Genomic DNA, 15,284 nt, shown 5'->3' with positions numbered 1-15,284 from the left:
GGTCAGATACCTCCCGCAAAACGGCCGCAGTTTAAAATGCCGGCCGGATCCATTTGCCGTTTGATGCCTTCCATCAGCTTCAAGCTGCCTCCGGCCGCCCCCCATACAGAAGCGGCGGACCTTACCCGCTGGGGCGCCAGCATGATGACGGCCGCTCCTTGCAAGCGCTCCATCTCCGCCCTCAACTTATGGAGCCAGCCGGTTACCTCGTCCAGGCGCTCCCATTCCGAACGCACGGTGACGTAACTGACTCCTGTCACAACGCCGCCACTGAACTCGGGCTTGAGTCCCAGCGACTCGGCTGAACTGCTCACCTGCTCCCAAACTGCAGGCACATCTATTGGCGCCGTCATCAGTTTAACGGAGACGGCCAGCCTGTCTGCGGGCACGCTTGCCGCATCCGGCACGATATTGCGCAACCGGTCGATCATGGGTTCCGTTTGCTCGCGTCTGCGGAATTCATTCACAGCTTTGAACCCGATTTCGGCGGCCAGCGAACGAACAACCCCAAGCTGGTATTGAACGGATGGAGCGACATCCTCAAATAAAATCATAAACGCCGGAACGGGCGATCCGAACATTTCCGCCGCCAGCGAGGGACTGACTAGCTCGGCCGCACAAGGCTCAAGCGGCGAATCAAGCAGCGCTTCCTGCAGCTGCCTCCAATGCGCAGCATGATCGGACTGCAATACGAGCATGCCGCAATCGGGCGGCAGCGGGCGAATTTTGAACGTTAGCTCGGTAAGCACGCCAAGTGTGCCCATCGAACCGGCAAACAGCTTGTTCATATCGTAGCCGGCGACATTTTTGACCACTTTGGCCCCGGTGCGGATGACCGTCCCGTCTGTCATCACCACACGTGTAGCAATCAGATGGTCTCTGACCGTACCATACAGCGCACGTTTGGGGCCGGACGCTGCCGACGCCACGATGCCTCCAAGCGTAGAATTCCGGCCGTGGCCCGGATCCAATGGCAAAAACTGTCCTTCGCTGCGCAGCGCGTGCTGGAGTTCATCCAGCGTTGTGCCCGGCAGAGCGGTCACCATTAAATCCCCGGCTGAATGCTGAAGGATGCCGGACATTTTTTTCATTGATAAAATTAGATCGGCTGGCTTCGTTACGTTTCCCAAGGCGTCTTTGGTGCCTCCGCCCCGGGGCACGGTCAAGCAGCCGGAAGAGCCGGCCCATTTCAAAATTTGCGATACTTGTCCCTCGTCTTCGGGGGTTGCCGTTAGCGATGCCCCGATCATATAAGGGGAGGGGGATGCGGCGGATGTTGCTTCGATTACATGCGGAGCGATCTCCCGAAGCCGGGCTATCGCTTCCTGAGTCAGACTTACGGTCTCCGTGCTGTCCATAGGTTCCATTCCTCCCATACGTGTTGTTTACGGAAGCAGAAGTTAAAACCAAGGTGCGCAAACGCTTTCTATGTCCATCTTACATAAAATGATATGTAAAGCATACAGACAGTTTTCGTTTTTACGCTAAATTTTTGTACAGAAATGTCCGGACCGTTAAAATAAGGCGCTAATATGCGAAAAATTACGCCTACGTGTACAAGCTGCCCCAAAGCGCTTTTGCCGCAATAACTCTCTTTGTTCAATATGAGCCAGATAGTAATGAAGTTTGTCGCACAACTCGGAAACCGCAGCAAATGTAACCACGTCTTCCCCCGGATTCGCATATTTCCGCAAATTAGGGCGCTCCTTCACCACCTGTAACGCGCCGCATGAAGCAATAGAGCACGTGTACATGAACCTTGAGGCGGCGGTGTTTTTTCTATGCTGCAGAGCGGTTTCCCGGTGGAACTTTGCCTCCCATACGGCGAATGGATGTGATATTCTATTATGTACAAGGCCAGCAGCTTATTTAATCGGATAAAAGGAGGAGTTTTCATGTGCCGCAGCATCAAACCGTTGTTTAATTTTGACCCGCCGGCTACCGACGACGAGATTCAGGCGGCTTCCCTTCAGTTCGTAAGGAAAATTTCAGGTTTCGTCAAGCCGTCTAAGGCCAACGAAGAAGCGTTTCAGCTTGCCGTTGCGGAAGTGGCGGAAGCCGCGCGAAAATTGATGGACGGCTTGATGACCAATGCGGAGCCGCGCAATAGGGAGATTGAGATACAACGCGCTAAAGCCAAATCCGTCAAGCGATTCGGCGGTGCGGATACCCGCTGACCGGGTATTGATCATTAGGGGAGGAAAATCGTGAGACTGGCCAAATTTACCGCAGCTTGTTTATTTGCTTTTATCTGCTTCATGATGTATCCATGGAATGCGCACGTCGTAGCCGCCGACTCCGACGCCAATCTAATCAGCATTTCTCAAGACCTAGGTGCGTTGAGCCCCGCTTTCAGCCCGGACATTACGGAATACTGGATGCGAATGAAAAGCAGCGATCCGCAATTTTACACGGCAGGGACGCTTTCCAATACCGGCGCCATTCTCGAATACAAAATGAATAGTTCCAATTGGACCGCTATCGCGGACTATACTTCCACCGGTCATCTGGCGACCAACCGGGGGGACAATACATTTCAATTCAGAGTGACGGCCACGGACGGCATAACGGTCAAGACGTATACGATTCACGTCTATTATCCTAATATTAGCGATGCCGATTTGCTTGACCTGCGGTCCGGGAATATGACGTTGAGCCCGGCATTCCAGTCGTCGACGACATCTTACACCGCCAGTGTGCCGTATGCGACTGCTTCAGTGCAGCTAACGGCCACATTTTCCGATGGAGCGGCCAACGAACTCAAGATCAACAACAACAATGCCGTCAGCGGCTCGCCGTTTGGCCCGGTTCCTCTAAATGTCGGAGCCAATACCATTTCGATATTTGTCAAATCCAACGACCAATCGTCAAGCCGAACGTATACGGTTACCGTGACGCGAGCTGCGGCAAGCACAAACGCCAACTTAAGCGATCTGACCTTATCCGGCGGGCCGTTAAGTCCGGTTTTTATCAAAAATCAGACAAGCTACTCGTTATCCGATGTCGGATACGCCGTCGATTCGCTCACCGTCACTCCGACGACGGAGGACGCTGCCGCAACGGTAAAAGTTCGCGTTAATGGCGGAAGCTACGAATCTACCGGGAACGGAACGGCAAGCTCTTCGCTCCCGCTGCAAATCGGCAGCAACACGATTGACGTCCAGGTGACCGCACAGAACGAAAGCGCTACCCAAACGTATACGATTACAGTAAAACGTCTGAAGGGCGATGCTGCTTTAGCTTCGCTCGCGGTTTCCCCGGGCAGCCTCAATGAAACTTTTGCAAGCGGCACGTTGACTTATACGATGGCGGCTGTCGGCTACAATACCGATTCGCTGTCGATCACTCCGGTGTTATCGGACCCGACAGGCGCGTTTGTCACCGTGCAGGTTAACTACGGCAGCATAACGCCTGTCACCAGCGGCCACCCGATTAGTGTGCAGCTGCCTCTTGGCAGCAATACGATCCATGTGAATGTGCTGGCGGAAGATACGTCGATCATTAAGAACTATACGATCACCGTGACGCGCTTGAACAACGACATTGCGTTAACCTCGCTTGCGGTTTCCCCGGGCAACCTTAACGAAACGTTCGCCAGCAGCACGTTGTACTACACGATGGCGGCTGTAGGTTACAACACCGATTCACTGGAGGTAACTCCTGTGTTATCAGATCCGACGGGAGCCACTGTTTCCCTCCAGGTTTTCCACGATTGGGGAAACAATAATTGGCAGCCTGGCGCAAGCGTCTCCGGCACCAGCGGTTCGCCGATCAGCGCGCAGCTTCCTGTTGGCGATAACAACATTTATGTCAAGGTGACGGCTGCTGACCCTTCCATCAGCGGGTATTATGTCATTTCCGTAAAACGTCTAAGCAACGATGACGCGTTAACCTCACTTGCCGTATCCCCGGGCAGTTTCAATGAAACGTTTGCGAGCGGCACATTGTCGTATACGATGCCGGCTGTCGGTTATGATACCGAATGGTTGACGATAACACCCACGTTATCGGACCCGACAAAAGCATTTGTATCCGTTCAGGGCTACCACAAGGGACCAAACAACGATTGGCAGCCCGGCAGCAGTTTCCCGGTCACCAGCGGTTATCCCGCCAGTATACAGCTTCCCGTAGGGGACAACATGATTCATGTCAAAGTGCTGGCCGAGGACTCGTCTGTCAGCAGGACATACACCATCGCTGTGAGACGCTTAAACGGCGACGCTTCATTAAGCTCGCTGACCGTGTCGCCGGGAAACCTCAACGAGACATTTGCAAGCGGCAGGTTGTCGTATACGATGGCCAGTGTCAGCAATACAACCTACACGTTGTCCGTAACGCCGGTATTGTCCGATTCGAACGCAACTTCAATTCGCGTGCAAACAAACGGCGGAGGTTACATGCCGCTTTCCGGCGGTCACGCCAACGTGCAGCTTGCACCCGGCTTCAATTTGATCCAAATTGAAGTTGTCGCCGAAGACAATACGCGCAGTTATACATACACGATTGTGGTCGACCGGCAGCTCAGCAGCGAGAACACCTTAGCGGATTTAGCGGTCTCTTCGGGAACACTCGTTTTTTCCCCGCTGACGCAGCAGTATTCGCTGACCGTAAGCAGAGCGACCTACGAAATTTCCGTCAGGCCGACGCTTGCAGCAAACAACACGGAAGCTTTCATAACGGTAAGGATCAACGGCGGGTTCTATTATTATGTGGCAAACGGAGCGAACAGCCCGGCACTGTCGCTGCTTCCCGGCATCATCAATACGGTTGAGGTGCTGGTCACAGCCCAAAACGGTTCACCCCGGTTGTATACTATTGCAGTCAGCCAAGCCGGCACACCGGCGCTGCAATACCTTGCCATAGAGGGCATGCAGGCCAAATTGATGTTCTCCGAGCCGTTGCTGTCTTCCGTTACGGATGTTACGTATTATTCCATCTATAACATAACCCGCGGCAGCGCGCTCACCGTCACACAAATCGTCTACACTCCGGGTTCTCCTGAAGTACGATTAAATATGAGCGGCCTGCTTCTTCCGGGAGACCAGCTTCAGTTCCAGCTTCGTGCAGATGCGGTATCCACTGCGATTGGCGGAAACGATGCCATGAATTTGTCGTTTGTCTTCGGAACTCCGCTGCAGCAGCTCCAGCAAAGACTTGCCGAGCTGGACACGGACCATAACGGGATTCATATTAATGAAATTGTCGCTTATTTGAATTCCACCTACGGCCGCATTGATCTTAACGGAGACGGCGTATTCGACCGGGAGGATGTGGCGGTTATATTGCGCCAGATGAGTCCCGTAACCGCACCTTCGGCCGGCTTGAATTAATTCTGATTATGTTCCAAGCCCGAAATATGTACGAAAGACCTCCAATTACCATAAGGAATTGGAGGTCTTTCTTTAATTGCTAATCGATAAGTCCCGATTTCTGGAGCAGTTTTCGCAGGATAGTCGCTACCTCGGCCCGGGTCATCGGATCCGCAGGCGCAATCGCTCCTTCGCTTTTCCCGGACACCAGTCCGGCTTTGACGCTTGCGGCAATGCCTGCTTTGGCGTAACCGGATATCCGGTCGGCATCGGTAAAGCCCGCCAGCAGTTGCTCCGCTTCGCCGTCCACGACTCCGAGTTGTATGCCGGTCAGGTTCATCACCCTCGCGATAATCGTCATCGCTTGCTCCCGGTTAATCGTGTCCTGCGGACCAAAGCTGCCGTCCGCAAGCCCTGAAATTAGCCCGTACCGGTACGCGTTCTGGATATACGGGGCATACCAGTCCTCGGCTTTCACATCCGGGAACCGGCTTTCGGTTGATCCCTCCCGGTCCGGCAAGCCCAGCGCTTTAACCGCAATCGCTGCGAATTCCGCCCGCGTCATGCTGCGATCAGGTTCGAATTGACTTTCCCCTGTGCCGCTGATTATGAAACGGGAACCCAGATCGCGAATCGCTTCCTGCGCCCAATGCTGCCCCACGTCGTTAAACGCAGTCCCGGAAGACACGACCGCAAACACTCCGTTGCTGGCCATGCTGCGGATCACCACAGCGCTTTTCCCGCCGCTGCGGACGGTTTGAGCGGGAACAGGGCTGATGCTTCCATCCGGTGCAATCATCACGGCCGCCAGTTTCCCGGCTCCTGCCCCATACTCCGGTAGTGGAAGGGTCCGCTCGACAAAGGCGTTAAAAGGGCCGAGCTTCCCGACGTAATTTCCTAAAATGTACGTCGCATGAAATGCCGTCGGCGCGGCGACAAAAGAGTATCCCCCGCTGGTGGCCGCTTGCTCAAGCTGCCTTGCTTCGGCTTCCTCTAGGCTGGCGATCTCAATCCGTACCCGCACATCCCCCGTTACTGTCGGACTTCCTATTTTGGGAATATAAGCCTCTTGAGAAAGCTGCTCCGCGGGAATGCGATAAGAAGCGGCGCCGTTTTCGATTCGGAGAACGGCTTTCCGGTCGGCGATTTCCCGGATCAAAACCCCGGTCAGCTCCACCGTCCATATGTCCGATTTTTTATCGAAGACAACGGCGATTTCCGGCTGATTTCCTTTCTCCTGCAGCAGAAGTTTCTTCAGCGCATCCTCCTGTACGGTCATGACCGTATTGACTTTGCCGCCCGTGGATTCGGTATTTTCCGAACCAATCGACGCGGCCTTGCCATTCACAAGGATATTCGATGTGGAGCCGGCCGACCAGGCTCCCCCTCCTCCTCCTCCACCGGAGCCGCCGGAACCTCCGCCGACAGGGCTCTCCTTCGTATACACGGCTCGAACGGCCTCGCTGTTATTTTTGCCTTCCGCCGCCACGACCGCCTGTACGGTTGTCGTCTGCGTCAAAGCGATCGGTCCGCTATACCGCTGTGACTCCTCTGAGGGGAGATTGCCGTTCAAAGTGTAATAAATAATTCCATTAGGCTCGTTTGTGGTCAACGTGATGCTGACGGTATCTTTAAAAGTGCCGGTAGACAAGCCAGTAGGCTTCAACGCCGTATCGGCATACAGCGAAGCCATCTTGTTCACGGTTATGGTTCTGCTCTCTTGGCGCAAAGAAGCCTTTAGCTGAAGCTCACCCGCTTTGTTCACAGTCTTCCACTCAATAGCAGGATCGCTGGTTAATGTGTAGCCGGATTTTACATGGTAGGCCGTATCCTGATCGTTCAGCACAATTGCCGCGGCCGCCAACTTGGCTACATCTACGCCGTCAAATTGGGTTAACCGAGGATAAAAACCGGCCGAAGCTTGCCAGATCGACGGGTCCAAACCTTCGTACAGCGCCGCTTTGACAAGCGCGCCGGTCTTTACATTCTCAGCTTTCCCCGGCACGGACCGGACGAATTGACCGGCGCTATCATTGTATACGATATTTTCCATCAGCATCTGCCTGTCGCCAAACGCATTTGTTATGGATACCTGATCTGCGACCTGTCCCGCTATGCCTCCGTAGAAGGTCTTCTTGTAGATCAGCAGTCCGTTAATCGTTCCTTCGACCTGCCCGTAGCTCAGAACATTATTCATGCTGCCCGCAAGGGCATATCCGGTTATTCCGCCTGCCCTGGCATAGCTTTGTCCCAGAGCTTGAATATTTCCGGCGTTCAGGACGCCATGCAAGTTTCCTTCGTTTTCCCCTGCTATTCCTCCGGCACTCACAACGTCCGCTTCCGCGCGAAGTTCCGCCGCCGAAAAACTGCTTTCAATAACAGCAGCAGGGCCGCTTGTTCCGGCGATCCCGCCGATCTTCACCAGGGCGGCATCCTTCTTGATGCCGATGCTGCCAGCAGCATATGAGGATTCGATGCGAGCCATATTTTCACCGGCCAATCCCCCTGCGGCAGCTCCTCCTCCGGAAATCGTTCCCTTGAAGCGGGCACGATCCATGCTGCCTTCATTTCTACCGGCAATACCTCCGGCCGCGCCATCCCGGATCCACAGCTCCCCTTGAACGGAAGCTTGGCTGATTGCCGCTGTCGTCTTGCCGGCTATGCCTCCGATGTAGGCGGAACCTTTAATGTTTACGGCGCTCAGCTCTACATCCTTGATCAAGTAGCCGGTTTCCGGCACGACGCCGGCCGCTGTTCCGCTTGTCGCTTCCACGGCTACGCTTGCCGCCTTGATGCCGCTAACGGCTCCCGTCACGGCCCCCGCGATCCCGCCAAGCGCGCTTTCTCCCCTGACCGTCACGCTGCCGGCCGTCACATTCGAAATGCCCGACGCCTCGCCCGCTATGCCCCCTGCATGACGCACAGCTGTAACGGAGATGTCGCCGGCGCGGATATTCGTCAGTTGTTTTGCCGATCCGGCAACCCCTGCGACTACATTCCGGCCGCTGACCTCAAGCGTACCAGTCGAGATGCCGCTCAAGGCGCCGATGCTTTTGCCTGCCGCGCCGCCGACGTAGTCCCCGCTTCCGCTCACTTTTCCGCTTACGGTGACGTTGGAGATCACGCCGTTCTCCCCGTTGGTTCCGGCGACAATGCCGACGTTTGATCCGGCCGCGATACGGGCATCGTTGAACACCGTATTGCGGATTGTTCCCTGATTAGTCCTCACGAAGCCATAGTTATCCAGGGCTTTCCCGTAATAATTGAGGCCTGCGATCGTTTTTCCTGCACCGTCCCATTCTCCCGTGAACGCTTCGAAAGGAATCCATAATGCCCCGGAAAGGTTCATATCCCGGCCCAACGTCAGTTTGGCCAACGCCGGCTTCTGGACCGCGTTTTTATTGTACAGACGATAGAAGCTAAGATCGGTATCATTAAGCAGCATCACTGCGGCTCCGAGCTGCCGCTCACTGGATATGGTAAGACCGTTGACTGACGCCCCCTCCATCATAAAGGAGACGTCCGGTGCAAACGTCCAGCTCGAAATGCTTTTTAACACAGGCTTACCGCCGTTGCCGCCCTCTAGATAAGCCCAGAAAGCATGGTCCGTGGCAAAATCCCATTCGGCAAAACTATCCTGCACAGAGAGATCGGTCCGGGTCAGCCCCTGCACCGCCGTTCCATATCCGATCCCCGCATCCCCTTCATAATAAGAGCCGTTCACTTTGCCGTCCCGGAAGTTGTAACCGATAAAAGAGCCGGCGTAGGAATTGGAGCCGCTCGCCAGAGAAGCCGTGTGAGCTGCGGTAGCATATGTCTCCGTCAAGCTGCCGTTGTTATACCCGGCAAAACCTCCCGCGTACGACCGCGTCGCTCCGTGCGCGCCGATGGCTTCCACGCTGTTTGTGACAACATAAGCTTTGGAGATCGCCGCGCTCTGATCGATCGTGCCGGCAAAACCGCCGCTTCTGGCGTCAATAGCGGTATTGGAAACCGCGCCGGAGGCATACGCCTCCTGTATCGTATATTGATCGATATCCCCGGCAAAACCGCCGGCATATGAGCCTGCCTTCCCGGAAACGGTAACCGCGCCTTTTGCATAAGATCGCTCAACCGTTCCGTTGCCGTTACCTCCGGATTCCAGAAGTCCGGCAAAACCGCCTGTATAGAGCGTCGCATATGGATTATCGCTGGCAACCTTCACGGTCGTTTCGGAAGCCGAATTCCGGACGATCGTATCCGCCAGCCTGCCGGCAAAACCGCCTGCGCGCGCAACGGGGGTAACGCCCTGATTAGCGACCACACCGCTTATATTAAGCGTACTGCCGGACATGGCCTGCGAGTAGAAAATCCTGCCGCCCGACGAAAGCCCTGCGACACCTCCCGTGTTATAAATGCTGGAGGATGAGGCTGTAATGGCCGAGGTTCCGGATCCGTTTAAGATGTCCCCTTGGTTCCAGCCGGCAACGCCCCCCAGATTGGCCGTCTTCACACCTGAAGCCTCAATGCCTGCAGATGAGCTTGTAAAATAAAGGGAGGAGGCCTTGTTCAAACCTGCAATCCCTCCGGCCGAAACGTCGGCCAGATTGCCCGTCCCCAGAATACGGATGGTTCCGCCTTCGGTCTTAGACAGCGTAATTCCCCTATACACAGGAAGCGGCTTGCCAAAATCAAATGCCTGCTCCGCCGTATTTTCAACGATCCCTGCAATGCCTCCCGCATAGTTTGTTCCCGTTGATGCGGATAAGGTGATATCGGGGGCCGACGCCGCCTTGTAAATAACCGAATCAAGGCTTTTGCCAACGATGCCGCCCACATTGCCGCCATCGGCGCTCAGCGTGAGTTTACCTTTGAACGTCCCGTTCAGCAAAGCGGCTTTATCCAGGCTGCCGGCAATACCTCCGGCATTGCCGCCGCTTGCAGCGGAAATAACCGCTTGTTCGACTGTGACATCAGCGATGTCCCACTCCGCTGTTTCCTTCCCGGTTTTGCTGCCGATGATGCCGCCTGCATTGCCGTTGCCCGCAATATTCACGGGATTGGTGATGCCTTCATTATGAGCGGCGAGCCGGATGGCGCTAAATGTATGATTCGCTCCGGCTTTGCCCGCGGCGCCCCCCGTGTTGCTCCCGGAACCCGATCCCTTAATGCTTCCGCCGTTCAGCGTGATGGTCGTATCGGAAAGACTGCCCGCCGAGCCATATCCAAGCACTCCTCCTACGCTGCTGCCGCTCGCCTGGGAACGGATCTCTCCTGTAGCGTCCACGGATACTGCGGCTTGCTTGATTGTTCCTTGATTTTCTCCAACCACGCCGCCCGTATACGTCCCTCCGGCTACATAACCACCGGACAGCAAGGATACGCTCACCCCCGTAATCTCGCCTTTGTTCCACGCGGCCAGCGCCCCAACGCGGCCGCTTCCGGTCACCGAAACCGGCTCCAGCTTGACATTGTTGATGACAGAGCTGCTTCCCGCAACCCCGAACAATCCGGAGAAATCGGGTTTGTCCGCTCTGAGCCCGCTGATCAAATAATTCTTGCCTTCAAAGCGGCCCTGAAAAGCATTCTGCTCGCTGCTGCCGATCGGCGCCCACTGCGCAGACTGAATGCGGATCGGAGCGGTGATCTCCACCACCCTTCCGGCAAAATCAAACCGCGCAAGCCCCGTCACGCTGCCGTTAACGACGGCGGCCAAGCCCGCCAGCTCCGCTTCCGTGCCGATATAAAAACGCAGCGATTCCTTATTTTTCGTATACCAGCTTATGTTGGCATTGACCTCGGGCAGAGTCGAACCTCCGCCGCTGCCGGCTTCCAGCACCAGCTCGGGATACGGGTAATAATCGGCATGAACCGAGCCGTACGTCCAGATTTTATGCTCGCTGCTGAAATCCCAGCGGGATAAAGCCTTAAAGGCCTCTCTATCCGCCAGACTGCCGGACAAAATCGGGGATAAGCGCCCATAGAGCTTAAGCTCGTAATAAGTGCCCGCTCCAAAATCGAGCAATCCGCTATTAATCCCCTGGGTTTCATCCTTCACGTAATAGCTGTTTTCCAGCAGCTCCTTGTTTGCCGTATCATATCTGCCTGCGAAAGCTCCAGCATAAGCGCCGTTCTCACCGGTGATTTGCCCCGCCGAATAACTGTCCTTCACGGTTCCGCCGGTAAATCTCCCAAAGAAACCCCCGGCAAAAGATTGGGCGCCTTGAGCCAGCACTTGCTTCGCCGCATAGCTGCTGTCCACGCTGCCGCCGTCCTGCCAGCCGATCAGCCCGCCTGTGTTCGTATAGGAGCCGCTCGAAGCGACAGCGGAGGAGGTGTACGAACGCTCAACCGTGCCGCTGTTTTTGCCGATCAATCCGCCCAAATAACCGTAACCCGCATCGGTTCCGCCGATGTCGGCCGATATATCCTTATCGATATAAGAGGAAGCGACAAGACCGCTGTTCTCTCCCACTAGGCCGCCCGCAACCGTCTGTATGCCTCCTGCGCTGAAGCCCGCATTCGCAAACGAATAGTAGACGGTTTTAGCATTAAGTCCGACAAGGCCGCCAACCGTATTTTGATTGCCTTGGGAGACGATCCGGAAGCCGTCGGAAATGATCGTATTTGCCACCACAGAACGGTTTTCTCCAACAAGACCTCCCACTTTGGACTGAGACGAATTCACCGTCAAGCTGCCCAGGCTCCTGTTGTTTTGAATGGAGCTCACAGCCGTCTTCGGGTCGCCGTTGTCAACGCCTCCGTCTCTGGTGTCGTTTAGGCCGATAAGGCCGCCCAAGATGGAGCTCATGGACGAGCTGTTTGCCGTTATGGAGATATCCGACATGTAGTTATCGGCAATGACGGCAGTGACCGATCCTTTGTTGTAACCGGTAAGGCCACCCGCCGTGGAGTGAGGGGCGTTGTCCGTAATCTTCATGTTGACAGCGTACACATTGCGGATCGGAGTTGTTTCGTTCCATCCTGAAACCCCTCCGGCCGTTGATCCGTCCGCAGCTTGAAGGAGTTGGATCAGCATGTTTTCGATATTAGGGCTGCTGCCGTTTCCGCTGATGGAGGCGCCTGCCGCCTTGCCTGTTATGCCGCCGGCCAGGGAATTCCCTCCGCTGATCTTGAGAATGGCGTACTCCCCGTCATAAGCGGCTACGGTAGGGCCCGAAAGTTCGGTTTCCGCATATCCGGCGACGCCTCCCACCCTGGAGTTTGCGCCGCTCGCGGTAATCATGGGCTTCAAAACGATACCGCTGCGAATATGATGCCCGGCCCCTGTCGACTCTCCGGCGATACCGCCCGCAGACGAGCCGGCGCCGCCGATTGTGATGACAGGGCTGTCGCTTACGACAGAATCGAGATCGGAGAGGATGCTTTTACCGGCAATGCTTCCCGCGATATTGCCATCGCCCGTGGCTGTGATCAGCGCATCGGCAATGGTCGCGTCCACGCCGTTGCCGGATAAGGCCGCATTCTCCAGCACACCTGCGATACCGCCTCCTACGGATTGCGGCCCGCTCAGAGCGAGCTTCGGATTGCCGCCGTCTTCGCTGAACACTTTGGGCTGAACGATGCTCCCGGTGCTGCGGCCTGCCAGCAGGCCGGCAATACTGCCCGGCCCTTCGGCGGATATGTCCGGATTCAGAATGGCCAAGCCGTTAAGCGTTCCTGCGTTCTGACCGGATATTCCGCCCGCTTGCGCGCGCGCCCCGCTTGTGACGATTTTGATATTGCGGATATCGGACAAATTTGCGGCGGCAAGCGAGGCGCTGTTTATGCCGAACACACCGCCGACAAAGCTGTCATCCCCGCTGGATTGCAGCGTCAACTCGCCGGGATCCGTCAGAGGCATCAAGATATACACAGCGCCCGAACGGTTTTCGCCGATCGCTCCTCCCAGACGGGTATTGCCCGAGGCGGAGGTCAAGCTCACGTGCTTGACAAGGATTGGCGATGATCCGCTTCCGATCGTCGCCGTTGGAGCTGTCTCGCCGGCAATGGCACCCACTCTCCCCGCAAGTCCATTCTGGCCTTGGGCGCGAATGGCGATAAACTCCGGAGCAGAAGACAAGACGCTGCCGGCTGCGTAACCGGCGATGCCTCCCACACTCCCTGCGGAATCAACGGTTGCTTGAATTGCCGCGGTATTTCCCGCCTTGGCCCCGGAGATCGTGCCGGCGGCTCCCAGGTAACCGGCGATGCCGCCGGTATAGGTGAATTCTCCGCCCGTTACGTTCAGCGTGCCTGTAAAGGCGTTGCCGTCCATAACTGCGGCTTGCTCTACAAGCCCGACAAGGCCGCCGGTAAAAATGCCTGAGGCATAATCCGTATTTTGCGTCGCATTTCCAGTGACGCGAATCGTCTTAGCGTACGTTTCGCCCGAGAGATCGGCCCCGGCTGCCGACAATTTGCCGATGTAACCGCCGGTGTATAAAGCCTTGTCTCCCTTTACCGTAATATCGCCTGTATTCGAAATGTTGCCGGCCGTCTTCGTGTAAGCTTGGCCGGCAATAATCCCGCCGGTATAAAGATCCGACTTTCCGTCTACCGCAATGGCTCCACTGGTGACATAAGCTCCCGGCAGCGTGCTGCCGAACGATACTTGCCCGCCGGCAGCTCCGAAAAATCCTCCCGTATATACGGTGGACGCACTGCCGGACACCGTTACTTTGCCCTGGTTTTTGATCTTGCTGCCGGGCGCAGCGGTCATATTGCCGTCCACATATCCTGCAACGGCGCCTGTGTAGGTCCCCCCTGTACCGGAAGCCGCGGCTTCCACATCTGCGCTATTGTCGAAGCTGCCGCTTAGGGTCAGGTTTCCTTTTACCCGGCCGACCAGCCCTCCCGTATACACCCGGTCCTTCGCCTGGTTGCTGATTAAGCCCGAACCGGCATAATTAAACCCGATGGACAGATCCTTTTCGTACAAACCCGCCAGCGAGCCGGCGTAAGCTTCTGTGGAATTGCTAGCATCCACCAGCACTTGACCCGAATTGGCCGTCTGTTCAGAGAAGGTAACCGTATCCGCTGCGGCTGCCAAGCGTCCGATAATTCCTCCGCTGTAAGCGGTTGTTCCGTCCGATTTGACGCTGCCGCTGTTCGTGATAAGCGAGTTGCCTTCCGCCATCAACAGACCGGCATTGGCCTGGCCAACGATCCCGCCGGCCGCTGCGGCCCCGGAGTTCTTGACGGAAACGGCCGCCGTCTGTTTATTAGCGACCGTATTCAGCGTAAGCGTACCTTCGGCTGCACCCGCGATCCCCCCGGCGGCTGCCTGGTAGGTAACGCCGGTCACGGTAACGGGAGCGCCGTTCGACACATTGTAGATTCTCCCGCTTGCCGATCCGGCGATGCCCCCGGCATAACCCGCATAAGTACTGCCGGTCACCGTGACATCCAAACTGACATTTGTGGATACATCGTAGATATAGCTCCCGCTCCCGCCGCCGCTGCTCTTCACGCGTCCGGCAAGGCCCCCGGCATACATCTCTCCCGCGGAATTGGCCGTGATGGTTCCGGACAATACAAAACCTCCCACCGTGGCATTGTCCATATTGCCGATGAAACCCGCATAACTGTAGCTGCCGTTTACGTTGATCCCGGAGATCGTAACAGGTCCGCCGATCTTAGCGATCAGACTGCCTTTGAACGGGCGGTCCTTCGTGCCGATCGGAACCCAGGTATATGCCGACATATTCATATCCTTGCCTGCCAAACCGTCCGCATCGACGACCAAAATTTTCCCCTGAAAATCCGTCGTTCCGTTATTCACCAGCTTGGCGATTCCCGCAAGCTTGGCGGGACTGTCGATCGTAAACGTCGTGTAATTGGAATAATTCACATACCAGTCTACTTCAGCATGATTTCCATCCGTCCAGCTGCCGCTGTCCGCTTGTACCAGCAGCGTCCCCCCTAGTAGCAGCAGCGGCAGCAGTAATAAAATGCCTAATCTAAAGCTTTTTCTCGAAAAAGCTTTATTCATGA

General features: G+C 55.9%; 5 protein-coding genes. 2 read left to right on the top strand and 3 right to left on the bottom strand.

Annotated elements, in window-relative coordinates; genetic code table 11:
* Positions 1 to 2 precede the first annotated feature (2 nt).
* Positions 3 to 1,358 carry an FAD-binding oxidoreductase gene (locus EYB31_RS11670; RefSeq protein WP_165452359.1) on the bottom strand — a complete coding sequence of 452 codons (1,356 nt, stop codon included), beginning with the start codon at positions 1,356 to 1,358 and terminating at the stop codon, positions 3 to 5.
* A 156-nt stretch (positions 1,359 to 1,514) separates the two neighbouring features.
* Positions 1,515 to 1,754, bottom strand: a complete 240-nt coding sequence (locus EYB31_RS41505; RefSeq protein WP_131013496.1) for a glycosyltransferase family protein — start codon at positions 1,752 to 1,754, stop codon at positions 1,515 to 1,517.
* Positions 1,755 to 1,895: 141 nt separating this feature from the next.
* Between EYB31_RS41505 and EYB31_RS11660 the strand changes: the two genes are divergently transcribed.
* Positions 1,896 to 2,177 (top strand): DUF2277 domain-containing protein, encoded by a 282-nt coding sequence (locus tag EYB31_RS11660; RefSeq protein ID WP_131013495.1) that lies wholly within the window; start codon positions 1,896 to 1,898, stop codon positions 2,175 to 2,177.
* Between the two features lie 30 nt (positions 2,178 to 2,207).
* Positions 2,208 to 5,330 (top strand): cadherin-like beta sandwich domain-containing protein, encoded by a 3,123-nt coding sequence (locus EYB31_RS11655; protein WP_131013494.1) that lies wholly within the window; start codon positions 2,208 to 2,210, stop codon positions 5,328 to 5,330.
* A 79-nt stretch (positions 5,331 to 5,409) separates the two neighbouring features.
* Here EYB31_RS11655 and EYB31_RS11650 read toward each other — a convergent pair whose 3' ends face one another.
* Positions 5,410 to 15,282, bottom strand: a complete 9,873-nt coding sequence (locus EYB31_RS11650; RefSeq protein ID WP_131013493.1) for an S-layer homology domain-containing protein — start codon at positions 15,280 to 15,282, stop codon at positions 5,410 to 5,412.
* Positions 15,283 to 15,284: the final 2 nt, after the last annotated feature.

The sequence above is a fragment of the Paenibacillus thalictri genome, assembly GCF_004307995.1.
In the GTDB taxonomy this organism is placed as follows: domain Bacteria; phylum Bacillota; class Bacilli; order Paenibacillales; family NBRC-103111; genus Paenibacillus_AF; species Paenibacillus_AF thalictri.
Note: the sequence above shows the minus strand (reverse complement) of the source record. Positions and strands in the feature narration are given on the sequence as shown.

What these genes read in the sequence shown, in the direction of transcription:
- EYB31_RS11670 (WP_165452359.1), bottom strand. Translation starts at nt 1,358, where the DNA reads ATGGACAGCACGGAGACCGTAAGTCTGACTCAGGAAGCGATAGCCCGG.
- EYB31_RS41505 (WP_131013496.1), bottom strand. Translation starts at nt 1,754, where the DNA reads ATGTACACGTGCTCTATTGCTTCATGCGGCGCGTTACAGGTGGTGAAG.
- EYB31_RS11660 (WP_131013495.1), top strand. Translation starts at nt 1,896, where the DNA reads ATGTGCCGCAGCATCAAACCGTTGTTTAATTTTGACCCGCCGGCTACC.
- EYB31_RS11650 (WP_131013493.1), bottom strand. Translation starts at nt 15,282, where the DNA reads ATGAATAAAGCTTTTTCGAGAAAAAGCTTTAGATTAGGCATTTTATTA.